Below are 24,576 nucleotides of genomic sequence, written 5' to 3' on the forward strand. Positions count from 1 at the left end.
GGGGGGTGCAGGGTCGCCCCCGCGCCTCAATCGCCGGCGGGGCTGTTTTTTGCCGGGTGATCGTCGGCGAGGCGGGATTTGCTCGGGTCGACGGCGAGGCGGGTTGTGTGCGGGTCAACGTTGACGGGGCGGGTTTGTGCGGCCTGTCCCGGGCGCGGGTGGTGGTGCGGGTTGGCGGGGCCTCCGGGCTCACCTCCTCGGGGTCGGCGAGCGTACTCACGAGGTTGTGTGCGGGTCGGGCTCCGCCGATCCCCTGCGGGGGCGACCCTGCACCCCCGCCCACGGACCACGCGAAGGGCAGCCGGTACCCCCGCCGGGGGAAGGGAAGGCGCGGGACCCCGTACCGACACGGGCCGGACAGCCGGGGCCCTGGACGGGAGGCCGAGGCACCCGTACCGACGCGGGACAGGCAGCCCGGGGCCCGGACGAGCGCGTCGCACACGTACCGACGCGGCCCGGTCAGCGCGAGGCCGCCCGCGCGCAGGGGCGGGTGGACGGTGGCCCTAGGTGTCGGGCAGGTCGTGCAGGATGCGTTCGATGACGACCGCGACCCCGTCGTCATTGTTCGCGGCGGTCAGCCGCCCCGCCGCCGCGAACACGTCGGGATGCGCGTTCCCCATGGCGTACGACGTGCCCGCCCAGGTCAGCATCTCCACATCGTTGGGCATGTCGCCGAACGCGACGACCTCGGCCGCGGATATGCCGCGCTCGGCGCAGCAGCGGGCCAGGGTGCTGGCCTTGCTCACGCCGGGGGCGCTGATCTCCAGCAGGGCGGAGGGGCTGGACCGGGTGAGCGACGCCAGTTCCCCGGCGGCCTCGCGGGCGAGGCCGAGGAAGGCGTCCGGGGCGAGTTCGGAGTGGTGGGCGAGGAGTTTGACGACGGGGGCGCCGCCGCCCGGGGGCTCCTCCAGGAGCTTTTCGGCGACGGCGACGATCATCCCGGGGTCGTAGGCCTGCATCCGGGGGTAGACGGGTTCGTGGTGGAAGCCGACCGTCGTCTCCACGCCGAAGGAGACCCCGGGGGCGACGGCGCGCAGGGCCTGGACGACGGCGAGGGCGGTCGGCCGTTCCAGGGGGTGGACCGTGAGGACCCGGCCGCCGTCCCGGAGATCCACGACGGCGGCGCCGTTCGCGCAGATCGCGAGGCCGTGGCCGTGGACGTGCTCGCTGACGACGTGCATCCAGCGGGCCGGCCGGCCGGTGACGAAGAAGACCTCGATCCCGGCCTCCTCGGCGGCGGCGAGGGCCGCGACCGTGCGCTCCGAGACCGTTTTGTCGTCGCGCAGCAGGGTGCCGTCCAGATCGGTGGCGATCAGCCGGGGGACGGGCCGGGGGGCGGTTGCTGGGGTCACCGGTCCATTCTCCCGTACGGCTCGGCGCCGGATACGGGAGGGACGGGGGGACGCGGGAGTGCTCCCGGGGCCACTGGTGCGCGTACGCTCGCGTCATGCGTCTGAGCACCGTGATCCTCCCTGTCCGCCCCTGGCACAGCGGTGGCCGTGATGAGTGGCTGCGCGCCGAACAGCTCGGGTTCCATACCGCCTACACCTATGACCATCTGTCGTGGCGTACTTTCCGTGACGGCCCCTGGTACGGAGCGTTGCCGACGCTGGCCGCGGCGGCCGGGGTCACCGGCCGGATCCGGCTGGGGACCTTGGTGACCTCGCCGAACTTCCGGCATCCGGTGACCCTCGCCAAGGAGCTGATGTCGCTGGACGATCTCTCGGGCGGCCGGTTCACGCTGGGCATCGGCGCGGGCGGCCAGGGCTTCGACGCGACCGCGCTGGGGCAGACGCCGTGGACGCCGAAGGAGCGGGCCGACCGGCTGGGCGAGTTCCTGCCGCTGCTGGACCGGCTGCTGACCGAGCCGTCGGTGGATGCCGAGGGGGCGTTCTACTCGGCGGTGGAGGCCCGCAACATCCCCGGGTGCGTGCAGCGGCCCCGGGTGCCGTTCGCGGTGGCCGCGACCGGGCCGCGCGGGATGCGGCTGACGGCCCGGTACGGGCAGGCGTGGGTGACCACCGGCGATCCGAAGATCTTCGAGACGGGGACCCCCGAGGAGTCGCGGGAGGCGCTGCGGCTCCAGCTCGAACAGCTCGGGAAGATCTGCGCGGAGGCCGGCCGGGACGCGACGGAGCTGGAGAAGGTGCTGCTCACGGGCTTCACCCCGGACCGGGGGGCGCCGCTGGAGTCGCTGGACGCGTTCGTGGACTTCGCGGGCCGTCACATCGAGCTGGGCTTCACCGAGATCGTCGTCCACGCCCCGATTCCCGACTCCGACTTCGCGTCGGATCCGGCGGTCTTCGAGCGGATCGCCACCGAGGCCCCGGCGCAGCTCGCCGGCGTCCGGCCCGCCTGAACCACCTGGTCAACCGGAAAGACCGGAAGCCTGGAAAGACCGGAAAGAAAAGTCGTTCCACAGGTTTGATCCACAGCCAAGGCGAGTTATCCACAGGGTAATTCCCGTTTCTGTGGACAACACACGGGCCGTGCCACGGGGTTGCTGAACATCCGCCCCGGGCACGGCCCGTGGACCGCCGTCACCGGTCCGGTCACAGCCGGGCCAGCGCCCTGGCGGCCCCGGGCGCGAAACGCGAGAGCGCCAGCAGGGCCCGCGCCTCCGGGGTGACCGTGACCACCGCCCGGTTATCCAGTACGGACCGCACCACCGCGTCGGCCACCTTCTCCGGCGGATACGAGCGGAACCGGTAGAGCCGTCCCGCCCGTTCCCGCAGCCGCCGCTCCTCCGCCGCGTCGACCCCGACGAAACGCGTGGTCGCCGTGATGCCCGTGAGCACGAGCCCCGGGCAGACGGCGGACACGCCGATGTCCTTCCCGGCCAGTTCGGCACGGAGGCTCTGACTGAGCATCAACACGGCCGCCTTGGTGGTGCCGTAGGCGGACAGCGACCGCGACGGCTGATAGGCGGCGGCCGACGCGATGGTCACGATGTGCCCGCCCTGCCCGCGCGCGGCCATCTGCCGTCCGAAGAGCCGGCAGCCGTGCAGGACGCCCCAGAGATTGACGTCGAGGATCCGCCGCCACTCCTCGGGCGGGGTCGCGAGGAAGGGGCCGGACACCCCGATGCCCGCGTTGTTGACCAGGACGTCCACCACGCCGTGCGCCCGGGCGACCCGCTCGGCGAGCTTCTCCATCGCCTCCGCGTCCGCCACGTCCACGGTCTCCGCGAAGGCCGCCTGCGCCCCGGCCGTACGGGCCTCGCCCGCGACCCTGGCGGCGCCCTCCCCGTCCCGGTCCACGGCCACCACCCGGGCCCCGGCGGCGGCGAAGGCCAGCGCCGTGGCCCGGCCGATTCCGTTCGCTGCCCCGGTGACCAGGACCAGCCGGCCGCCGAACCGTTCCGCACGCGGGTCCCGGGCCGGTCGCCGGGCCGGTTCCGAGGCCGTCTTCCGGGCCGGGAAACGGAACCTACTCCGTGCCGCCCGCCGCAGGAGGGGCCCCCGGCTGCCGGCCGCCCGAGAAGGACCTTCCGCGCCCGCCGCGCCCTCCGGGCCCGCCACCGCCGCGAGCGCGAACTCGGCTATCCACTCCGCCAGCTGGTCCGGCCGGGTACGCGGACACCAGTGCCGCGCCCGCAGGGTGCGCCGGGTCAGCCGGGGCGCCCAGCGCTCCAGATCGTCCTGGAGCGCCGGGGAGAGGAAGCCGTCCCCCGTCGGGACGATCACCTGGACCGGGGCGTGGGCGACCGCGTCGAGGCGCGGATCCCGCAGCCGGGCCCGGACGTTGTCGCGGTAGAGCCAGAGGCCGTGCACCGCGTCCCGCGCGAGCGACGCGGTCGGATAGCCGTCGTCGGGCAGCCGCTCCAGCCGCCTCAGCACATCGGGCCACACCTTCCCCACCGGCCCCCGCCACAGGAGTTCGGGCAGGGCCGGGGCGTGGAACAGTCCGATGTACCAGGACATTCCGGTCTGCCGGAGCAGTGCGGCGGCCCGCCGGGGCGTCGGCCGGGCCACCCGGTCCCTGATCCAGTGGACGTAGTGGTCCAGCGCGGGCCCGGAGATCGAGGTGAAGGACGCGATCCGCCCACGGGTACGGGCGAGCGTCGCGAACTCCCAGCCCTGGACCGAGCCCCAGTCGTGCCCGACCAGATGGACCGGCCCGTCCGGACTGACGGCGTCCACGACCGCCAGGAAGTCGTCCGTCAGCTTCGCCAGCGTGAACCCGCCGCGCAGCGGCTTCGGAGCGGTCGACCCGCCATGGCCCCGTACGTCGTACAGCACCACGTGGAAACGGTCCGCCAGCCGCTCCGCCACCCGGGACCACACCTCCTTGCTGTCCGGGTAGCCGTGCACCAGCACGACCGTCGGGTCGGCGGCGTCACCCATCTCGGCGACGCACAGCTCGATTCCGCCCGCCCGGACCCGGCGCTCCCGCGTGCCCTGTCCACCCATGTCTCCCGGACCCCTTTCCGCACCTGGCCGAGCATGTCCTGCCGGCGTACCGGCGTACCGGCGTACCGGCGTGCCGGCGTACCGGCGTACGGTCGTACGGCCGTCCGTCGGCACGGTGTGACAGCCATGAATCTGGCCAGGCCCGCCGACCGCGTCAAGACCGCCTCCACGGCCGCGGGGCCCCGTCCTTCGGCGGCGGGCCCGCTTCTTTGGTCGCTCCGACCCCGGCCCGCGCTGTCCTCTTTGGTATCGACCACCTAGGGACAGGTCCCCCCTGAGGGGGATGCCGATCCAGCCGTCAGGGCTGACGCCTTGACGTGTCCCGCGCCACTACGGTCGAACGGTGACTGTGATCGTGACCGAAAGCCTCAGCATGCGGTACCCACGAGTGACCGCACTCGACCGGCTCTCCCTGGACATCGGGCCGGGCGTGACCGGCCTCGTGGGATCCAACGGAGCCGGCAAGTCCACCCTGATCAAGATCCTGCTGGGGCTCGCCCCCGCCACGGAGGGCCGGGCTGCCGTGCTCGGTCTCGACGTCGCGACCAGCGGCGCCGAGATCCGTGAGCGGGTCGGCTACATGCCCGAGCACGACTGCCTGCCCCCCGATGTCTCGGCCACCGAGTTCGTCGTCCACATGGCCCGGATGTCGGGTCTGTCCCCGACGGCGGCCCGTGAGCGCACCGCCGACACCCTGCGCCACGTCGGTCTGTACGAGGAGCGCTACCGGCCCATCGGCGGCTACTCGACCGGCATGAAGCAGCGGGTGAAGCTGGCGCAGGCGCTGGTCCACGATCCCCGGCTGGTCCTCCTCGACGAGCCCACCAACGGCCTCGACCCGGTCGGCCGCGACGAGATGCTGGGCCTGATCCGCCGGATCCACACCGACTTCGGCATCTCCGTCCTGGTCACCTCGCACCTCCTGGGCGAACTCGAACGCACCTGTGACCACGTCGTCGTCATCGACGGCGGCTCGCTGCTGCGCTCCAGCTCCACGAGTGACTTCACGCGCACCACCACGACCCTCGCCGTCGAGGTCACCGACAGCGACGAGCACCCCGACGGCACCGCCGCCCTCCGGGAGCGGCTGACCGCGGCCGGGGTCACCCTCCACCGGGCGACGGAGGAGGGGCTGCCCGGCGCCGGGCACGTCCTGCTCGTCGAGGCCGCCGGCGAGGAGACCTACGACCTGGTCCGCGACCTCGTCGCCGGCCTCGGCCTCGGTCTCGTCCGCATGGAACAGCGGCGTCATCACATAGCCGAGGTGTTCCGCCCCGACGCGGCGCACCAGGGCGAGCGGCAGTCGACGGAGGTACAGGCCCGATGAGCAGCCAGACCCCCGGGGCGGTCCCCGAGACCACCCGGATCCACAACATCGGATACCGCAACTACGAGGGCCGCAGGCTCGGCCGCGCCTACGCGCGCCGCTCCCTGTTCGTGCAGTCCCTGCGCGGTTCCTACGGACTGGGCCGCTCCGCCAAGTCGAAGATCATGCCGATGATCCTCGCGGCGATCATGGTGCTGCCCGCCGCCATCATCGTCGCGGTCGCCGTCGCGACCAAGGCCAAGGCACTGCCGATCGAGTACAGCGACTACGCCCTCGCGCTCCAGCCGGTGATCTGGCTCTACCTGGCCTCGCAGGCCCCGCAGTCCGTCTCCCGCGACCTGCGCTTCCGTACGATTCCGCTGTACTTCTCCCGCCCCATCGAGCGGCTCGACTACGTCACCGCCAAGTACGGCGCGATGGTCTCCGCGCTGCTGATCTTCACGACCGCGCCGCTGCTGGTCCTCTACTTCGGCGCGCTGCTCGCCAAGATGGACTTCGCCGACCAGACCGAGGGCTTCGGACAGGGGCTGGTCGGAGTGGTGCTGCTCTCCCTCCTCTTCGGCGGTATCGGCCTGGTGCTGGCCGCGCTCACCCCGCGCCGGGGCTTCGGCGTCGCCGCGATCATCGCGACCCTGGTCACCACCTCGATGGCCGTCACGGTGGTCCAGCTGATCGCCGACTCCTCCGGTTCCAGCGACGTCATCCCGTGGTTCGGCCTCTTCTCGCCGACGAGCCTGATCGGCGGTGTGTCGCAGGCGTTCCTCGGCGCTCAGTCCGACTTCCGGGACGGGGCGCCCGGCACCGGCCTCGGCCTGCTCTATGTGCTGGTCATCCTCGCGCTGAGCGCCGGCTCGTACGCCGCTCTGATGCGCCGCTACGCGAAGGCCGGGCTGTGACGGCCGCCGTCGCCCCCCGGGCGACCGCCGTGTCCACCGCCACCACCCTTCCCAGGAACGGGCAGCGCCCATGAGCACTCTCACGATCGACCACACCTCGCGGTGGTTCGGCAATGTCGTGGCCGTCAACGACATCACCATGACCATCGGCCCCGGGGTCACCGGACTGCTCGGCCCCAACGGAGCGGGCAAGTCCACCCTCATCAACATGATGGGCGGCTTCCTCGCCCCCTCGACCGGCAGCGTCACCCTCGACGGGGAGCAGATCTGGCGGAACGAGTCCGTCTACCGGAAGATCGGCGTCGTGCCCGAGCGGGAGGCGATGTACGACTTCCTCACCGGGCGCGAGTTCGTCGTCGCCAACGCGGAGCTGCACGGCCTCGACGCCAGGGCCGCCCAGGCCGCGCTGGCCACGGTCGAGATGGAGTACGCGCAGGACCGCAAGATCTCGACGTACAGCAAGGGCATGCGCCAGCGGGTGAAGATGGCGTCCGCGCTGGTCCACAACCCGTCCGTGCTCCTCCTCGACGAGCCCTTCAACGGCATGGACCCGCGTCAGCGGATGCAGCTGATGGAGCTGCTGCGGCGGATGGGGGCCGAGGGGCGTACGGTCCTGTTCTCCTCGCACATCCTGGAGGAGGTCGAGCAGCTCGCCTCGCACATCGAGGTGATCGTGGCCGGGCGGCACGCCGCCTCCGGCGACTTCCGCAAGATCCGCCGGCTGATGAAGGACCGCCCGCACCGGTACTCCGTGCGTTCCAGCGACGACCGCGCGCTGGCCGCCGCGTTGATCGCCGACCCCTCCACCGCCGGGATCGAGGTGGACCTCGCCGAGGGCGGGCTGCGGATCCAGGCCGTCGACTTCGGCCGGTTCACGCAGCTGCTGCCGAAGGTCGCCCAGGCCAACGGGATCCGCCTGCTCACGGTCTCGCCCTCGGACGAGTCCCTGGAATCCGTCTTCTCGTATCTCGTAACGGCCTGAAAGGAGCTGTGACGGCTCATGTACAACCCCACAGTCGCCCGGCTCACCTACCGGGCCGTGCTCGGCCGGCGCCGGGCCGCGATCCTCTTCATCCTGCCCGCGCTGCTGCTGCTCATCGCCGCGGCGGTCCGGTTCTTCAACGGTGCCGACGACCAGATCGCCGACGCCGTCCTGGGGCAGTTCGCGCTGGCCACGATGGTGCCGCTGATCGGTGTGATCGCCGGGACCGGCTCGATCGGGCCGGAGATCGACGACGGCTCGATCGTCTACCTCCTCGCCAAGCCGGTGAAGCGGCCGACGATCATCCTGACCAAGCTGACCGTCGCGATCGCCGTGACGATGGTCTTCTCGGCCGTACCGACGATGATCGCCGGAATGATCCTCAACGGGAACGGGCAGCAGATCGCGGTCGCCTACACCGTGGCCGCGCTCGTCGCCTCGATCGCGTACGCCGCGCTCTTCCTGCTCATCGGCACGATCAGCCGGAACGCGGTCGTCATCGGCATGATCTACGCGCTGATCTGGGAGTCCCTCTTCGGCAGCCTGGTCCCGGGCGCGCGCACGCTGAGCATCCAGCAGTGGGCCCTCGCGCTCGGCGAGCGGACCGCGACCGGTGATCTGGTCACCTCCGACGTCGGCCTGCCGACGGCGGTCGTGCTGCTGTCCGTCGTCACCGTGGCCGCCACCTGGTACGCGGGGCAGCGGCTGCGGGTGCTGAAGCTCGCGGGCGAGGAGTGAGCGGCCCGGGACCTCGTCTTCTCGGCTGACGCGTGAAAGCGCCGGTCCCCCGCCCGGAAGGGGTGGGGGACCGGCGCTTGCGCATTCCTCGTGGGCTGTGCGTCAGGCCGCGAGCAGGGCCTCCAGCGTCACCGCGATGCCGTCGTCGTCGTTCGACGCGGTGATCTCGGTGGCCACCGCCTTCAGCTCCGTGTGCGCGTTGGCCATCGCGACCCCGTGCGCCGCCCAGCCGAACATGGGGATGTCGTTGGGCATGTCGCCGAAGGCTATGGTGTCCGCCGCGCGCAGCCCCAGCCGGCGGGCGGCCAGGGAGAGCCCGGTGGCCTTGTTGAGCCCCAGCGGAAGGATCTCCACCACGCGCGGGCCCGCCATCACCACGTCCACCAGGCCGCCGACGGTCCGCCGGGCGACCGCGGTCAGCTCGTCGTCGCCGAGGGTGGGGTGCTGGATGTAGATCTTGTTCAGCGGGGCGGTCCAGAGGTCGGCCGGGTCGGCCAGCGGCACCACCGGCAGCGGCCCGTCGTGGACCAGGAAATCGGGGGTCACCAGGACCTCGCCGGTGAGCCCGTCCCGGCTCGCGGCCAGGGCCAGCGGGCCCACCTCGGACTCCAGCTTCGCCAGGGCGAGGCCGGCGAGCTGCCGGTCCAGGGTGAGCGAGGTCAGCAGCCGGTTCTCCCCGGCGTGGTAGAGCTGGGCGCCCTGGCCGCAGACGGCGAGCCCCCGGTAGCCGAGGTCGCTCAGTATGTGCCGGGTCCAGGGCACGGACCTGCCGGTCACGACGATATGGGCCGCCCCGGCCGCCGTGGCGGCGGCCAGCGCGTCCCGGGTCCGCTGCGAGACGGTGTCGTCGCCGCGCAGCAGGGTGCCGTCGAGATCGGTCGCGATCAGACCGTACGGGAAGGGGCTCACCGGGCGACCGGCTCCAGCAGCTCCCGGCCCCCGAGGTAGGGGCGGAGCACCGGCGGCACCCGGACCGAGCCGTCGGCCAGCTGGTGGTTCTCCAGGATTGCCACGATTGTGCGCGGTACGGCGCAGAGCGTCCCGTTGAGCGTCGACAGCGGCTGGACCTTCTTGCCGTCCCGCATCCGGATGGACAGGCGGCGGGCCTGGAAGCTGTCGCAGTTCGACGCGGAGGTCAGCTCGCGGTACTTGCCCTGGGTGGGGATCCACGCCTCGCAGTCGTACTTACGGGCGGCGGAGGCACCGAGGTCGCCGGTGGCCACGTCGATCACCTGGAACGGCAGCTCCAGGCCGGTCAGCCACTGCTTCTCCCACTCCAGGAGCCGCTTGTGCTCGGCCTCGGCGTCCTCCGGGGCCACGTACGAGAACATCTCGACCTTGTCGAACTGGTGCACACGGAAGATGCCCCGGGTGTCCTTGCCGTAGGTCCCGGCCTCGCGGCGGTAGCAGGGCGAGAAGCCCGCGTACCGCAGGGGCAGCTTCTCCGCGTCGATGATCTCGTCCATGTGGTACGCGGCGAGCGGGACCTCGGAGGTGCCGACCAGGTAGTAGTCGTCCTTCTCCAGGTGGTACACGTTCTCGGCGGCCTGGCCGAGGAAGCCCGTGCCCTCCATGGCGCGCGGGCGGACCAGCGTCGGGGTCAGCATCGGGATGAAGCCGGCCTCGGTGGCCTGCGCGATCGCCGCGTTCACCAGGGCCAGCTCCAGCAGGGCGCCGACGCCGGTCAGGTAGTAGAAGCGCGAGCCGGAGACCTTTGCACCGCGCTCCATGTCGATCGCGCCCAGCGCCTCGCCCAGCTCCAGGTGGTCCCGGGGGGTGAAGCCCTCGGCGGCGAAGTCGCGGATCGTGCCGTGCGTCTCCAGGACGGTGAAGTCGTCCTCGCCGCCGACCGGCACGCCCTCGTGGACGATGTTGCCGAGACGGAGCAGCAGGCCGCGGGCCTCTTCCTCGGCCTCGTGCTGCGCGGCTTCGGCGGCCTTGACGTCGGCCTTCAGCTGCTCGGCCCGCTTCAGCAGCTCCGCCCGCTCCTCGGGGGACGCCTTGGGGACCAGCTTGCCCAGCTGCTTCTGCTCGGAGCGCAGCTCGTCGAAGCGGACGCCGGACGACCTGCGTCGCTCATCGGCGGAGAGCAGGGCGTCGACGAGTCCGACGTCCTCTCCACGGGCGCGCTGGGAGGCGCGAACACGGTCGGGGTCCTCACGAAGCAGGCGAAGGTCAATCACCCCACCAGGCTACCGGTGCCCGCTCCCGGCCCGGCCACGCGTTCAACGGTGCACATGGCTTTTTCCCCAAATTGGTAGATTTCGCCACATTGGGCAGTGGAGGTGGGGAATGCGGTTGTTGTGGGTGATGGCGTCAAGCGGGAGCACGGTCGTTCGCCGGTACGGGGCAGTCGGTGGGGCCGGAATTTGACCCATATCCGTTGTGGCGTGGGGTACTTGGGCTGCCCTTGTCCACAGGGCCGTGGGATTCCGAAAAGTTATCCACAGGCTGTGCGGAAAACTTGTGGATCGCGTGTGAGGGTGCCGTGCGGGGCGGAGGAGGTCATTCCGCGATCTCCGTGCGGCGGGCGGAATCTGCGCTCAAACCCTCCCTACGGGGGCATTCAGGTGGTAATTGCTCGCTCTCAAGAGTTGATCAATGAAATCAGGGTGACGGAAGAAGGGCCGGTCAGGGGCGTGGACCTCGACAGGGAGGTCGAGCGGCCGGGACGGCGAGTCGTCTGGACAGGGTCGCGGGACGCCATGTTGTCGACTTGTCCCCAGGCTGCGAGGGGCGCCTGTGGATAACTCTGTGGATGGAGAAAGTCGGCAGGTAGGACAGTTCCGGTCATCGCACTGGCGGGCGGGGGTGGGCCGGTGGGCGGGTGTGTTTCACGTGAAACACACCTCCGGGCTGGTGCGGGGTACCGGGTGCTGTGGGTTCGTGCCGGGTGTGGCTCAGGCCGTGGGCTCAGCTGTGGCGCAGGGCGTGGGCTCAGGCCCGGCCGTCCTGGCTGCGGGCGAGCCAGTCCGACGCCTCGGTGAAGTCCGCGTCCGAGGTCCCCGGGCGCGGCTGCCCGACCTCGTCCGGCGCCACCCCCGCGCGCGGATACGAACCGAGGAAGCGCACCCGTGGGGAGATCCGCTTCAGCCCCATCAGGGCCTCGCCCACCCGCCGCTCCGAGATGTGCCCCTCGGCGTCCACGGCGAAGCAGTAGTTCCCGATCCCCTCCCCGGTGGGACGGGACTGGATCAGCATCAGACTGACCCCGCGCACCGCGAACTCCTGGAGCAGCTCAAGGAGGGCGCCGGGGCGGTCGGCACGCAGCCAGATGACGACCGAGGTGCGGTCCGCCCCCGTCGGCGCGGCCGGCCGCGCCGGGCGGCCCACCAGGACGAAGCGGGTCTCCGCGTTCTGCGCGTCGTGGATGTCGGTGACCAGGGCCTCCAGGCCGTAGGTCGCCGCCGCGAACTCGCCCGCGAAGGCGGCGTCGTACTTGCCCTCCTGGACCAGCCGGGCGCCGTCGGCGTTGGACGCGGACGACTCCCACAGGGCGTCCGGCAGATGCTGCCGCAGCCAGTTGCGGACCTGTGGCTGGGCGACCGGGTGCCCGGTCACCGTGCGTACCCCGGCGAGGGTGGTGCCCGGCCGGACCAGCAGCGCGAACGTGATCGGCAGCAGCACCTCGCGGTAGATCATCAGCGGCTCGCCCGACGCCAGCTCGTCGAGGGTGGCCGTGACGCCGCCCTCGACCGAGTTCTCGATCGGTACGAGCGCCGCCGCCGCGTCCCCGTTGCGCACCGCGTCCAGGGCGGCGGGTACGGACACCATCGGGACCAGCTCCCGCGTGGCGGCCTCCGGCAGCGTACGGAGGGCGGCCTCGGTGAAGGTGCCCTCGGGTCCCAGGTAGGTGTAGCGCGTGGCTGACATGCGGTCAGCGTAGTAGGAGTCGCGGGGCCGCCGGTCCCGCCGACCACGGACCGGACGGCCGTGCGCACCCGTGTCCCGGACCGCGTGTCCCGGACCGCGTATCCCGGACCCTGTATCCCGTATCCCGTCTCCCGTGAACGCCGGACTCCCGGCCGGGATACGGCCCGGGGGTCGTACGGCGCGACAGCGGCAGGTCAGGACTCCAGCAGCCGCTGGCCCACGTACTCGCCCCTCCCCGCTCCGCCCGGGACCGCGAACAGACCGCTCGCCTCGTGCCGCACGAACGGTGAGAGCGCGTCCCCCCGGTCCAGCTTCCGCTGCACCGGGACGAAGCCCCGCAGCGGGTCCGCCTGCCAGCAGACGAAGAGCAGCCCGGCATCCGGTGTGCCGTCCGGGCCGATGCCGTCGTGGTACGAGAACGGGCGCCGCAGCATCGCCGCCCCGCTGTTCTGCTCCGGCGCGGAGATCCGGGCATGGGCGTTGGCGGGGATCACCGGCAGGCCGTCGGGACCCAGCCGGTGCAGGTCGAGCGGGGTGGTCTCGGTCCCACCGGTGAGCGGGGCGCCGTCCGCCCTGCGGCGGCCGATGACCCGTTCCTGCTCACGCGGGTCCAGCCCCTCCCAGTCGTCCAGCAGCATCCGGATCCGGCGGACGACCGCGTACGAGCCACCGGCCAGCCAGGCGTCCGGGGCGCCGGGGGAGGCGGCCGGGGGAACGAAGATCCGCCGGGTGAAATCGGGATCCGAGGGGCGCGGGTTGTTGGTGCCGTCGACCTGGCCCATCAGATTGCGGGTGGTCATCGGGCGGGCGGTCGCCCCCGGCGAACGGTTGAAGCCCGTCATCTGCCAGCGCACCCGGGCCGCGTCCCCCGCCGCCCGCTGGACCGCGCGGAGCGCGTGGAAGGCGACCAGGCCGTCGTCGGCGCCGATCTGCACCCAGAGGTCGCCGTTCGACCGCCGGGGGTCGAGCCGGTCGGCGGAGAAGAGCGGCAGCGGATCGAGCCCGCCCGGGCGCCGGTCCGTCAGCCCGGTCCGGTCGAAGAAGCCGTGGCCGAAGCCGAAGGTCAGCGTCAGCGAGGAGGGTCCCGCGTCCAGGGCGACCCCCGTGTCGCCGGTCCCGGCGGGCTCGCCCGCCATCAGCTCCGTCGCCAGCGCCGACCAGCGGCGCATGAGGCCGGCGGCCTCCTTGCGGCCCGCGCCCGGCGCGAGGTCGAAGGCGGCCAGATGACCGTGCGCCTGGAGCGGGGTGGTGATCCCGGGCTGATGCGGGCCGTGGAAGGCGACGGCGGTGGCACCGACCGAGGCCAGCGCGGTGGGCGCCGGGTCGCCTCCGGCCGCGGCCGCCACCGCGCCGCCCGCGGCGCCCAGCGCCAGACCGCCCGCGCCCGCCGCGCCGGCGGTGCGCAGCAGCCGGCGCCGGGAGACACCGCCCGGGGTGTCCGTTTCCTTTTCCTCGCGCGCGCCGCCCGCCGCTTTGGACGGGTCGGTGGTGCCGGTGATTGCGGTGCTCGTGGGTTTCACGTCCGTCAGCCGATCCTGAGCTTGCCGGTGACCGTCGTCTGGTCGATGTCGGAGGTCCGCACGGTCACCTGGACCTTCCAGTCGCCGGGCATCGGGATCTGGACGGAACCCTTGCTCCAGTGTCCCGCCGCCAGCCGGTCCGGGGTGATCGGCAGCGGGCCGATCTCCTTGGCCTCCAGCGTGAAGGAGAGCTTCAGCTCGGCGACGTCCAGGGGCGTGCCGTCCTTACCGTCCACCCACAGATGCAGGGTGTTGCCTCCGGGACGGGCCGGGTCCAGGGTGAGGCGCGCCGTACCGCTGCCGTTCGGGCCACCGGTGTCGAAGGGCAGCTTCAGCTCGACCGGGCCCCGGGCCGCGTCCGGCGCCGCCTGCCCGGTGGCGCCGGACCGTTCGGCGGCCTCGGCGGTACGGCCCGGTTCCGTCGTGGTCAGTACGGTGGTCACGGCCATCAGCACGACGGCGACACCGGCCTCGGCGAGGACGGAGCGGCGCAGTCCGGCACGGCCGGGGTCGGCGTCGCGCTCCTTCCTGCGGCGGGCGGTCGCGACGGCGGCCCGCTGCCGGGCCAGCTGGGCGGCGCGCGCGGGGTCGGCACCGCCGTCGGTGCCGGGTTCGGTATCGGCGCCGGAATCCGTCTCCGTCTCCGTCTCCGTCTCCGTCTCCGTCTCCGTCTCCGTCTCCGTCTCAGCCTCTGAGTCTGCCTCGGCCGGGGCGTCCGCCGTCGGCCGTGCCAGCCGCGCCGTCCAGCTCCGGGAGAACCACGCGATCCCCACCATCACCGCGACGAGCGCCACCTTCAGCAGCAGCCACCGCCCGTATTCCGTACCGGTCAGCGCCGACCAGGAGCCGACCTGCCGCCACGACTGGTAGAGCCCGGTGACCACGAGGACGGCGACACTGGCGAACGCGACCCGCGAGAACCGGCGGGCCGCCGCCGGCTCCAGCGAGGGCGACCGGTGGAGCGCCGTCAGCAGCGCCGCGAGACCGCCGAGCCAGCAGGCCACGGCGAGCAGGTGCAGCACGTCCACCGGCATCGCGAGCCCGGTCTGGATCCCCGTCGACGCGTGCTCCGAGAGCGCCCAGGTGGCGGCGATCCCGGAGGCGACCACCACCCCGCCGACGGTGAGCCCGAAGGTCAGGTCCCGCTCCCGCGCACCCGCCGGACGGACGTCCCGCGCCTCCCGCGCCTCCTTCGCGTACGCCCCGAAGAGCACCGCGATGAACAGGGCCGCCACGCCGAGCAGCAGCAGCCGGGAGACGAGCGCTGCGCCCGTCTTCGTCTCCAGGACGGGCTGGAGCCCGGCCAGGTCGAAGACGTCGCCGAGCGTCCCCGACGACGTGTAGGGGCCGCGCAGCAGCAGCATGGCCAGGGTGGACGCGGTGAGCGCGACCCACGACCGGGCGACGAGCCGTTGCAGCGGCCGTTCGGCGGCCCCGCGCCGCCAGCACAGCAGGATGAACGCGACCGACCCGGTCATCAGGGCGAACGAGGTGTACGCGGCATAGCGCGCCAGGTCGTACAGGAGACCGACGGCGCCGCCCCCGGGCTCCTGGCCCGCGAGTTCCACCTCCGTCGCGGAGGGTGCCCCGATGGAGAAGGTGAACGCCCCCGCGATGGGGTGGCTGTCGGCGGAGACGCCCTTCCAGGCCACGGTGTACGTGCCGTCGGGCAGCCCGGGGCGCAGTTCCACCCCGTATCCGACGGTGCCGGAGGCGGCCAGATCGCGGACAGTGCCGGTGTCGGCGCGCTTCCCGCTGGGTTCCAGGACCCGGATCGAGTCCTTCCCCATGGCCAGTTGTTCGGAGAAGGTGAGGGTGACCTCGCGGGGGGCGGTGGCGACCACCGCCCCGTCCTCGGGGTCGCTCCCGGTCAGGGCCGCGTGGGCCGAAGCGGGCCCGGCGGCGGCGAGCAGCGCGCCGAGGGCCGTGCCGATGAGCACGACCAGGGCGAGCAGTGCGCGCAGCGGTCTGCCTGCGGGCCGGACCGGGAGCGGTCCGAGGCGCGGGGCGGTGGTGGCGGTCATGGTGTGGTGGTCCGTCCCCTCGTCCTCAGTGCGCCGGCGGTCGGTACGAGGTGTCCTTGACCGGAAGCTCGACGGTGAGCGGGGCGGCCTTCTCGAAGCTGAGCCGCACCGTGACCGTGTCGCCTTCCTCCGGACGCTGGTCCAGCCCCATGAACATGATGTGGCTGCCGCCGCGTTCCAGGGCCAGTTCCCCGCGGGCGGGGATGTCGAACGCCTTGACCTGCCGCATCCGCTGGTCCTTCGACTCGTGGATGGTCACGTCGTCGGAGAGCGGGCTGGTGACGCCGGTCAGCTTGTCGGCGGTGTCACCGGCGTTCCGTACGGTCAGGAAGCCGGCCGCCATGTCGCTGACGGGCCGGGGCATGAAGGCGCCGTCGACCGAGAGGCCGGAGCGGTCGCCGCCGGACCCCTTGTCCGGGCCGTCGTCGGCCGCGGCGGAGCAGCCGGTGAGGGTCAGCGCGGCGCAGAGTGCCACGCCGGCCAGGGCCCTGGTCCTGGTCCTGGCCCTGATGATCGGCGGGGTCACGGCTTCTCCCCCCGGATCAGCTTGGGCAGGTCCTCGGCGAACTGGTCGGCCGTGGTGCCCTCGCCGTAGAGGACGTACCCCTCGTCGGTCTTCGGGGAGAAGGCGACGACCTGGGCGCCGTGCATGGAGACGACCGAGCCGTCCTTCTCCTTCGACGCCGGGTCGATGCCGATGCCCATCTGCTTGGCGCCTGCCTGGATGGTGGCGAAGTCGCCGCTGAGCCCGACGAAGGACTTGTGCCCGGCGCTGGGCAGCCACTTGCCCAGCTCCTCGGGGGTGTCCCGCTCGGGGTCGGTGGTGACGAAGACGACCTGGAGCTTGTCCTGGTCGGCCTGGGACAGCGTCTTCTCGGCGATGGCGATGTCGTTCATCGTCGTCGGGCAGACGTCGGGGCAGTGGGTGTAGCCGAAGAAGACCAGGGTGGGCTTGCCCTTCGTCTCCTCGCGGAGGTCGTACTTCTTGCCGCGGGTGTCGGTGAGCACCAGGTTCGGCTTGGGGTACGGGCGGTCCAGCACGGTGGCGGCCTTGGGCTCCTGGGTGCCGGTGACCTGGAGGACGCCGTCGTCGGACGGGTCGGAGCCGCTGGAGCAGGCGGAGAGGGTGAGGACGGCCGCTGCGGCGACCACGGCGGCGAGGGAGTTACGCAGGGTGCGGGAGGTACGCGGGTTACGCATGGAGTGTCGTCCCTGAGGTGTGTACGGGCAGCGGGTGCCGGGGCGGGCGGATCACGAGGCGCGGCGGCGGCCGGCCAGGACGCCGAAGGCGATGCCGGCGGCACCGACCAGGATGCCGACCACGGCCAGCACGCGGGCGGTCGGGTCCGACGCGTCGTCGTCGGAGGACGCCGAGGAGGCCCCGGACGTCTTCGAGGCGGTGGCGTCGTGGTCGCCGTGCCCGCCGTCCTCAGACTCCGTGCCCTTGCCGGCGTCCTTGGCGGTCTTCGCGCCCGCTCCGTGGTGGTCGTCGGAGGCGGCCGACAGGGCCAGCACCGGAGCCGGCGACTCCGGCTCCTCCGCGCCCTCCCGGGGCTCCTCGATCCAGCGCACGACCTCGTCGTTGTCATAGGTCTGGAGCGCCTTGAAGACGACCCGGTCGGTGTCCTCGGGGAGCTGCCCCAGCGAGACGGGGAACTGCTGGAACTGGCCCGGCCCGATCTTCGAGCCGTCGGCCGTCCACGTGATCTTCGAGACCGCCTCGGTGATCTTCTTGCCGTGCACGGTGAGCGGCTTCGCCAGCTCGCTCCGGGTGACCTCGACCTTCCAGCCCGGGACGGGCTGCGGCAGCACCGACGCCATCGGCCGGTCGGTGGGGAGGCTGACCTCCAGCTTCACGGTCGAGGCGGAGTCACGCTCGTTCGGGACCTTGAAGTTGACCGTGGCGTACCCGCCCCGGGCGGCCTCGCCCTGGGGCTGCACGCCGACATGCGCGAACGCCGGTCCCGAGCAGAGCAGGACGACCCCGGCGGCGGTCCCGGCGGTGATCACCGCACGGACCCGGGCGCGGCTCCCGCCCGGACGCGTCGCACGGGAGGAGCGGTGGGAGGCGTCGGACGCGTCGGAGGCGCTGGGGGCGCTGGGGGCGTTGAAGGCAGGCATAGCGGTCATGATGCGAAGACTCCACAGAAAGTGAGGAGGACAGGGGTGTGCCACGCGGGCACGCCGGCCCCACTCCCGTCGAGAGGGCCGGATCAGGCGGCGAGAACGCAGGGGGCGGGCGGCCCGCGCCTGATCACGGTGTGCTGGAGCGCCGCGCCGGAGACCGGCGGGCAGGGCTGTGCCCCCATGCGGCGGGAGCCCGGGGGACCGGCGGCGGCCGGCAGCAGACCGGCCCGCAGCGCGCGGACGAGCGCCAGCGCCGCCCGCAGCGGACGCAGCCGGGCGACATCCGCCGCGCCGGCCGTCGTCTCCTGCGCGGACCGGGCCGAGCGCTCGGACAGCCGGACCAGCCGGGCCAGTGCGAGATCGCCCCGCCGCAGCAGCCAGCCGGTGGCCAGCGCCGCCAGCAGATGGCCCAGCAGCATGGGTACGGAGGGCAGCAGTCCGGCCGCGTCCGCCGCGGGCGCGGCCGGCGGGTGCGCGGCGGCACCCGGCGGGGTCAGCCCGGCCAGGGCGACCACCTCATGGGCCTCGGCCACGCTCAGGGCCGCCGGTCCGGCCCCGCAGACCAGTTCGGCCGCCAGCCGGATCAGCGCGTCGTCGCCGTTGGCCGCGCCGCTCACGCCCGTCCCCGTACCGTGCCGCTGTCCCAGGCCGAACAGCGCGTGCAGGGCGAGTTGCCCCGTACCCAGCGCGACGACGACCGGGAACAGCCCGCGCGCCCGGCCGGCGAACGGCAGGACGAGGGCGAACACCCCGAGGAAACCGACGGCCAGGGTCCACCAGGGGACCGCCGCGCAGGACGCCAGCACGTGCCCCGTCGCGGACAGCGCGACACAGACCGCGGTGAACACCGCGGCCCTCAGCAACCGTGGGCCGGCCTCGGCGCGCGCACTGCCGGAGTGGCCCGGCGGCGCGGGTGGGAAGGGCGGCGGGGCCGACGACAAAGGGGACGACATGGCCGGGTCATCATCCCACCGCGCTCCACGGGGCCCTACGGCAGGGCCGCAACACCGTCCCGCGCGGTGGCTGGAACGTCCGTCTTCGGCCATGGCCGGCGAGCCGCCGACGACCGCCGCGCGGGTGCGACCGGCGGGTACGGGAACGGCGCGGCCGCGCCGTCGGCCGAATGAGCGCAATCAGCGTGACCGCGCGCTTATGGTTCACCTCCCACGGGCAATACGTATCGGTATGTCGAGCCGCGGCCAGGAGGCTGGAGCATGAGCATCTGGTGGTCTCTCCACTTGCGGCGCGAGGCCGCGAGCATTCCGCTCGCACGGCGGCTCCTGGTCGGCACGATGGAGACCGCGGGGGTCGACCCCGACGTCTCCTTCGACCTCTCCGTCGCGCTCAGCGAGGCATGCGCCAACGCCGTGGAGCACGGGGGCGACCACGGGCCGGGGGACCACTCGGGGGCGTACCGGGTCACCGCGTACCTCGACGGCGAGAAGTGCCGTATCGAGGTGGCCGACTCCGGTCCCGGCTTTCCCGCCCGGCGGGCCGGCTGCGCGCACACCAGGGCGCAGCAGGTCCCGGTGACCGCCGAGAGCGGCCGGGGGCTGTGCCTGATCGAGCAGCTGGCCGACCATGTGCACTTCGGGAACCGGCCGGGGCACGGTGCGGTGGTCAGCTTCGACAAGGTGCTGAAGTGGCAGGAGGGCGCGCTGCTCAAGGTGTCGTAGCCGCCCCGCCACCGGACGCACGGCCCTTCGCGGCCTTTTCGGACACGCGGCTTTCGGACACGCGGCTTCTCGCGGCCCTCTGGATACCCGGTTACGCGGATACCCGGTTACGTGGACGGGCGGATACGCGGACGGGCGGACCCGTGTCCTCCACGTGTCCGCCCGTCATCGCCAGAGCTATACGGAGCTGTACGGAGCTGTACGGAACGATCCGGAGTGATCCGGAGTGATCCGGAGTGATCCGGAGTGATCCGGAGCGATCCTGAGCGATCAGCCCCGCAGCGCCGCCATCCATGCCTCGACCTCGTCGGACCGGCGCGGCAGCGCGGCCGACAGGTTCCGGTTGCCGTCCTCGGTGACCAGGATGTCGTCCTCGATCCGGACGCCGATGCCCCGGTACTCCTCCGGCACGGTCAGGTCGTCGACCTGGAAGTACAGACCGGGCTCCACCGTCAGGCACATGCCCGGCTCCAGCGTGCCGTCGACATAGGACTCGGTACGGGCCGCGGCGCAGTCGTGCACGTCCATGCCGAGCATGTGACCGGTGCCGTGCAGCGTCCAGCGGCGCTGAAGACCCAGTTCGAGCACGCGCTCGACCGGGCCCTCCAGCAGGCCCCACTCGACCAGCCGCTCCGCCAGCACCCGCTGCGAGGCGTCGTGGAAGTCGCGGAACTTGCCGCCCGGCCGCACCGCCGCGATGCCCGCCTCCTGGGCGTCGTACACCGCGTCGTAGATCTTCCGCTGGAGGTCGCTGTACCGGCCGTTGATCGGCAGGGTGCGGGTGACGTCGGCGGTGTACAGCTCGGTGGTCTCCACACCGGCGTCGAGCAGCAGCAGCTCGCCGGAGCGGACCGCGCCGTCGTTGCGGACCCAGTGCAGGGTGGTGGCGTGCTCGCCGGCGGCGCAGATGGAGCCGTAGCCGACATCGTTGCCCTCGACGCGGGCCCTCAGGAAGAACGTTCCTTCGATGTACCGCTCGCTGGTGGCCTCGGCCTTGTCCAGGACCTTCACCACGTCCTCGAAGCCGCGCGCGGTGGAGTCGCACGCCTTCTGGAGTTCGGCGATCTCGAACGCGTCCTTCACCAGCCGCGCCTCGGAGAGGTGGACCCGCAGCTCCTCGTCCCGCTCGGCGGTCACCTTGTCGGTGAGCGCCGCCTCGATGCCGGCGTCGTGGCCGCGCACGACCCGGACCGGGCCGGTCGCCTCGCGCAGCTGGTCCGCCAGCTCGCGGACGTCCTTCGCGGGGATGCCGAGAAGCTGCTCGGCCTCGCCGAGGGAGTGCCGGCGGCCGACCCACAGCTCGCCCTGGCCGGAGAGCCAGAACTCGCCGTTCTCGCGGTCGGAGCGGGGCAGCAGATAGACGGTGGCGCGGTGGCCGTCGCCCGTGGGCTCCAGCACCAGGACGCCGTCCTCGGTCTGGTCGCCGGTGAGGTAGGCGTACTCCGTGGCGGCGCGGAAGGAGTACTCCGTGTCGTTGGAGCGCGTCCTCAGATTGCCGGCGGGGATCACCAGGCGCTCACCCGGGAAGCTCCGGGAGAGGGCCGCGCGGCGCTCGGCCGTGTGCGGGGCCTGCGCTATCGGCTGGAGATCGTGCAGATCGGTGTCGGCCCAGCCGCTCGCCATGCTCTCGGCCAGCTCGTCGGACACCGCCGGATACAGACCGTTCTTACGCGGCTTGATCTGCTGCTCTTCTTCTTCCGGGGTACTCGGGGTGAGCTCCTCGGCCACGTCTGCCTCCTCGATACAACACTGGACCGCTCTCCATCGTATGTGGGACCCGGGGGCGGGTTCACGAGGTGTGAGAAGCGAGACAAAGCGGGTGTAAGGGTGAGGTGTGGGGGTAGGGGCCACGGAATAGGGGCTTCAGCCGAATCGGGCCGCGAGCAGGACGACATCCTCGTCCCCCGCGCCTCCGTCCGGCGGCAGCATCGCCTGGAGCACATGGTCGGCGACGGCCCCGGGGGTCTCGCGGGCCGCCCGTGGCACGCTCGCGGCGGCCGCGTGCAGCCGGGCGAAGGCCCGGTCCATGGTGTCGCCGGTCTGCCGCAGCAGGCCGTCGGTGTAGAGCAGCACCGTTTCGCCGGGCGCGGGCGACAGCTCCACGCTCGGCGCCTCCCAGCAGGCGAGCATCCCCAGCGGCGCGGAGAGGGAGGTCTCCACGAACTCGGTGCGCCGCTCCCCGATCACCAGCGGCGGGGTGTGCCCCGCCCCGGCCAGCACCATGCGTCCGGCCGCCGGCTCGGCGTGGGCGAAGAGCGCGGTCGCGGTACGGGACGGCTCGGTCAGCCGCAGCAGCAGCTCCAGGTCGGAGAGGACGGCGACCGGATCCTCGCCCTCCATCACCGCGTAGGCGCGCAGCGACGCCCGCAGCCGGCCCATCACGGCCGGGGTGCCGGGGCCCGATCCGCCGACCGAGCCGACGGCGAGCCCGAGGGCCCCTTCGGGAAGTGGAAGGGCGTCATACCAGTCCCCGCCGCCGTGCGCCCCGGCGCGGTGCCGGGCGGCGAGCCGGACGCCGGGCACCTGGGGGAGTCGGCTGGGCAGCAGTTCCTCGGTGACGGCCGTCACCGTCTCGCGCGCCTGTTCCACCTCCAGCAGCCGGGCCAGGTGCTCGGTGGCGTACCGGGTGTAGAGCCCGGCGAGCCGGCGGCGGCGCTCGGTGGGGGCGCCGGGTTCGTCGTACAGCCAGACCACCGCGCCCAGGGTGCCGGCCGTCTCGGTGGCGAGCGGCTGGGTGCAGCAGGCGGCGCAGCCGAGACGGAGGGCGACGTCGCGGCCCCGGGGGCCGGTGGCGAGATCCCCGAGGACATCGCCGCCGTTCGCGTCCGCCCGTCTCTCCCCCGGTACGGGGTTTCCGGCGGATGCAGGTTCCTTGCCCGGTACCTGTCCTGTGACTGTTACGGGGTCCTTGGTGGCGGTTCCGTCCCATCGGGAGTGGTCCCGGCTCTCCAGGATTCGGCCATAAGCGGTGGCGGACCTGGGGATTGTCTCGATATGGCCAATTTCGGCGTGGGTCAGTCCCAGTCCCCGGGTGAGCGCGGGCCGTCGGCGTTCACCGAGCCGGCCGGTCCCGGTGTACGGGGTCGAGGGCGGCGGTTCGAGGATCACGAGGCCCCGGCGCGCGCCCACCAGGGCGGCTCCGGCGTGCAGCAGCTCCTGGAGCGCCGAGTCGAGCGAACGGGTCCTGGCCAGGCGTTCGGTCAGATCGTGGAGGGTGGCCAGATCGGTGACGCAGCCGGCGAGCCGGTCCTGGACCATCCGGTCCGGGGACACCGGTCCCGGCACGGGGACGGGTGCGGACGGGGCGCCGCCCGGCTCCCCGGTGGCCGTGGCGGGGAGGGCGGAGAGAGCTGCGGCAGTGTGCGCAGGTGGGGGAAGTGAAGAGTTGATTCCGGCCACTTTCGGCAGATGGGGGGCGCTCATCGAGGCCGGCTTCCCTGTTGGCGCATTTCACTCAGGACCATGGCAAACCCCCATGTCATTCATGTCATTCTGCGCCGCTATCCATGCATCCACATCTACACGGAGAAGGAAGGGGATGTCCAGCATTGCACCAGTGGGATTGATGGTGTCTATGGGACCTTGAACCACCCTTGGGGCAATCTTGAACTTGGCTGAAAAATGCCATTGAGGGCGGCCAATTGAGGTCGACTGAAGGCGTTCGGCGGAGGATCCCACGGTGGACCTCTCCGGGGCCGCGTGCCCCGGGAGCCCCGCGGAAAGCGTCATACCGGACGTGGTGGGTACGTAAACAGTGATGGCCAGGGGCAATTGGGACCGCCCCGGAACCTGGCGATCGGGTCTCGCGTCCTTAAGGCCGTAGGCCGCCGCCAGAACTTCATGGCGGATCCCCCAGCTGTACGGGGGCGATCACCGCAGCGGGCCGACGTGGAGAGCGCGCGTCGGAGTGCGCGCCACCGCTGGTTCCGTGTGTGATGGAGTACGGCCCACGTCCGGCCCTCGGCGGCGATCCTGTCGCGGCTGAAGCGAGGGCCGTCCAGGCCGCCGGCGATCGGGCAGTGATACGCCGATCGGTATGCACCGTACGTCCGGTACCTATCTGTACTTCTGTACGCACAGTCAAGACATGCATGCATGGTGTGATGTGGACCTCGGCGTTCAACGGAAAGGAACGAGCGCATATGCGCGAGATCCTCGGAAGGCGACGCTGGCTCCGGTTCGGGCGCAAGAGGGGGCCTGCGCAGCCGGCACAGCTGGACGTGGCGCTCACCTGCGCCACGGAGTGGGGCTGGCCCGTACTTCCCGGTGTAGGACGGAAGACCTCCGGTGCCCGCGGTGAGCGCGGGCCGGGCTGCGCCTGCCCGGACCTCGAATGCGTGGTGCCCGGGGCGCATCCCTTCGACCCCGGCGTCCTCGCGGCGACCACCGACGAGCGGATGGTGCGCTGGTGGTGGACGAACAGACCGACCGCGCCCGTCGTGCTGGCCACCGGTGGGAGCGCGCCGTGCGCGGTGAGCCTGCCGGCGGTGGCCGGGGCTCGTGCGCTGGCGGAGCTGGACCGGCTGGAACTGCGGCTGGGCCCGGTGGTCGCGACGCCCACCCGCTGGTCGGTGCTGGTCGCCCCGTACAGCCTGGAACAACTCGGTGAGCTGCTCTTCGCCAAGGACTGCGTGCCGAGTTCGCTGCGCTTCCACGGCGAGGGCGGTTATGTGGTGCTGCCGCCGTCGGAGACGGGGGCGGGCCAGGTCCGGTGGGAGCGGGCGCCGCTGCCCGGGTCCGCGAGGCCCTGGGTGCCCCGGGTGGAGACGGTGGTCGACGCCCTGGTGGCGGCGAGCATCAACGCGCCGGACGGCGGCAGCAGGCTCGCCTACTGAGCCGGGGGCCCCGGACCGCCGGGGCCCCCGTTCCCGCCCCTTCCCCTTCTCCTCTCTCTCGTTTCTCTCTTCTTCTCTCTTCGTTCTCTCTCACCGGCCCGCCGGGTCTGTCGCTCCGCTGCGACGGGCCCGGCGGGCTTTCGGCTGTCCGGGTTGTTGTGTGTAC

Annotated in this window: 20 protein-coding genes; 7 read left to right on the top strand and 13 right to left on the bottom strand. The window is 72.4% G+C overall.

Features of this window, described 5'->3' with window-relative positions; all coding sequences use genetic code 11:
* Positions 1-503: 503 nt before the first annotated feature.
* Positions 504-1,352 (bottom strand): Cof-type HAD-IIB family hydrolase, encoded by an 849-nt coding sequence (locus SYYSPA8_RS15830; protein ID WP_323447819.1) that lies wholly within the window; start codon positions 1,350-1,352, stop codon positions 504-506.
* Positions 1,353-1,447: 95 nt separating this feature from the next.
* On the opposite strand from SYYSPA8_RS15830, the gene SYYSPA8_RS15835 reads away from it, so the two are divergent.
* On the top strand, positions 1,448-2,359 hold the full coding sequence (locus tag SYYSPA8_RS15835) for an LLM class flavin-dependent oxidoreductase (protein WP_323447820.1): 912 nt from the start codon (positions 1,448-1,450) through the stop codon (positions 2,357-2,359).
* A 193-nt stretch (positions 2,360-2,552) separates the two neighbouring features.
* Here SYYSPA8_RS15835 and SYYSPA8_RS15840 read toward each other — a convergent pair whose 3' ends face one another.
* The gene (locus tag SYYSPA8_RS15840) at positions 2,553-4,412 is read right to left on the bottom strand and encodes an SDR family oxidoreductase (RefSeq protein WP_323447821.1); all 1,860 of its coding nucleotides are present in this window, start codon (positions 4,410-4,412) and stop codon (positions 2,553-2,555) included.
* 349 nt (positions 4,413-4,761) lie between these two features.
* On the opposite strand from SYYSPA8_RS15840, the gene SYYSPA8_RS15845 reads away from it, so the two are divergent.
* The 4 genes from SYYSPA8_RS15845 (at position 4,762) to SYYSPA8_RS15860 (ending at position 8,355) form a co-directional block, all read left to right on the top strand.
* Positions 4,762-5,739 (top strand): ABC transporter ATP-binding protein, encoded by a 978-nt coding sequence (locus SYYSPA8_RS15845; protein ID WP_323448143.1) that lies wholly within the window; start codon positions 4,762-4,764, stop codon positions 5,737-5,739.
* Positions 5,736-6,635, top strand: coding sequence for an ABC transporter permease (locus SYYSPA8_RS15850; protein WP_323447822.1), 900 nt, complete (start codon positions 5,736-5,738; stop codon positions 6,633-6,635). The genes SYYSPA8_RS15845 and SYYSPA8_RS15850 overlap by 4 nt, the downstream gene beginning before the upstream one ends.
* Positions 6,636-6,705: 70 nt before the next feature.
* On the top strand, positions 6,706-7,617 hold the full coding sequence (locus SYYSPA8_RS15855) for an ABC transporter ATP-binding protein (protein WP_323447823.1): 912 nt from the start codon (positions 6,706-6,708) through the stop codon (positions 7,615-7,617).
* A gap of 18 nt (positions 7,618-7,635) precedes the next feature.
* On the top strand, positions 7,636-8,355 hold the full coding sequence (locus tag SYYSPA8_RS15860) for an ABC transporter permease (protein WP_323447824.1): 720 nt from the start codon (positions 7,636-7,638) through the stop codon (positions 8,353-8,355).
* A 102-nt stretch (positions 8,356-8,457) separates the two neighbouring features.
* Here the strand turns inward: SYYSPA8_RS15860 and SYYSPA8_RS15865 are convergent, their stop codons facing one another.
* From SYYSPA8_RS15865 to SYYSPA8_RS15905, 9 genes are all read right to left on the bottom strand, one after another.
* Positions 8,458-9,264: an HAD family hydrolase gene (locus tag SYYSPA8_RS15865; protein WP_323447825.1), complete on the bottom strand. Its 807-nt coding sequence runs from the start codon at positions 9,262-9,264 to the stop codon at positions 8,458-8,460.
* Positions 9,261-10,538, bottom strand: a complete 1,278-nt coding sequence (gene serS / locus SYYSPA8_RS15870) for a serine--tRNA ligase (RefSeq protein ID WP_323447826.1) — start codon at positions 10,536-10,538, stop codon at positions 9,261-9,263. The genes SYYSPA8_RS15865 and serS overlap by 4 nt, the downstream gene beginning before the upstream one ends.
* A gap of 754 nt (positions 10,539-11,292) precedes the next feature.
* Positions 11,293-12,228 carry a prephenate dehydratase gene (gene pheA / locus SYYSPA8_RS15875; RefSeq protein WP_323447827.1) on the bottom strand — a complete coding sequence of 312 codons (936 nt, stop codon included), beginning with the start codon at positions 12,226-12,228 and terminating at the stop codon, positions 11,293-11,295.
* Between the two features lie 194 nt (positions 12,229-12,422).
* Positions 12,423-13,748: an iron uptake transporter deferrochelatase/peroxidase subunit gene (gene efeB / locus SYYSPA8_RS15880; RefSeq protein ID WP_323447828.1), complete on the bottom strand. Its 1,326-nt coding sequence runs from the start codon at positions 13,746-13,748 to the stop codon at positions 12,423-12,425.
* Between the two features lie 5 nt (positions 13,749-13,753).
* Positions 13,754-15,772, bottom strand: coding sequence for a copper resistance CopC/CopD family protein (locus SYYSPA8_RS15885; protein ID WP_323447829.1), 2,019 nt, complete (start codon positions 15,770-15,772; stop codon positions 13,754-13,756).
* A gap of 25 nt (positions 15,773-15,797) precedes the next feature.
* Positions 15,798-16,298, bottom strand: coding sequence for a copper chaperone PCu(A)C (locus tag SYYSPA8_RS15890; protein WP_323447830.1), 501 nt, complete (start codon positions 16,296-16,298; stop codon positions 15,798-15,800).
* A complete protein-coding gene (locus SYYSPA8_RS15895; protein ID WP_323447831.1) occupies positions 16,295-16,972 on the bottom strand; it encodes an SCO family protein in 678 nt (225 codons plus the stop codon). The genes SYYSPA8_RS15890 and SYYSPA8_RS15895 overlap by 4 nt, the downstream gene beginning before the upstream one ends.
* Positions 16,973-17,023: 51 nt before the next feature.
* Complete coding sequence (locus tag SYYSPA8_RS15900; protein WP_407706013.1) at positions 17,024-17,902, bottom strand: YcnI family copper-binding membrane protein; 879 nt, start codon at positions 17,900-17,902, stop codon at positions 17,024-17,026.
* A gap of 83 nt (positions 17,903-17,985) precedes the next feature.
* Positions 17,986-18,747 carry a hypothetical protein gene (locus SYYSPA8_RS15905; protein ID WP_323447832.1) on the bottom strand — a complete coding sequence of 254 codons (762 nt, stop codon included), beginning with the start codon at positions 18,745-18,747 and terminating at the stop codon, positions 17,986-17,988.
* A gap of 366 nt (positions 18,748-19,113) precedes the next feature.
* Here SYYSPA8_RS15905 and SYYSPA8_RS15910 point away from each other — a divergent pair, with 366 nt between their 5' ends.
* Entirely contained in the window at positions 19,114-19,575 is a 462-nt protein-coding gene (locus SYYSPA8_RS15910) for an ATP-binding protein (protein ID WP_323447833.1), read from the top strand.
* A 270-nt stretch (positions 19,576-19,845) separates the two neighbouring features.
* Here SYYSPA8_RS15910 and SYYSPA8_RS15915 read toward each other — a convergent pair whose 3' ends face one another.
* Both SYYSPA8_RS15915 and SYYSPA8_RS15920 read right to left on the bottom strand, forming a co-directional pair.
* A complete protein-coding gene (locus SYYSPA8_RS15915) occupies positions 19,846-21,303 on the bottom strand; it encodes an aminopeptidase P family protein (protein WP_323447834.1) in 1,458 nt (485 codons plus the stop codon).
* 135 nt (positions 21,304-21,438) lie between these two features.
* Positions 21,439-22,998, bottom strand: a complete 1,560-nt coding sequence (locus SYYSPA8_RS15920; protein ID WP_323447835.1) for a PP2C family protein-serine/threonine phosphatase — start codon at positions 22,996-22,998, stop codon at positions 21,439-21,441.
* 719 nt (positions 22,999-23,717) lie between these two features.
* Here SYYSPA8_RS15920 and SYYSPA8_RS15925 point away from each other — a divergent pair.
* Positions 23,718-24,410, top strand: a complete 693-nt coding sequence (locus SYYSPA8_RS15925) for a bifunctional DNA primase/polymerase (RefSeq protein WP_323447836.1) — start codon at positions 23,718-23,720, stop codon at positions 24,408-24,410.
* Positions 24,411-24,576 lie beyond the last annotated feature (166 nt).

This window comes from Streptomyces yaizuensis (genome assembly GCF_034961445.1).
GTDB lineage: Bacteria > Actinomycetota > Actinomycetes > Streptomycetales > Streptomycetaceae > Streptomyces > Streptomyces yaizuensis.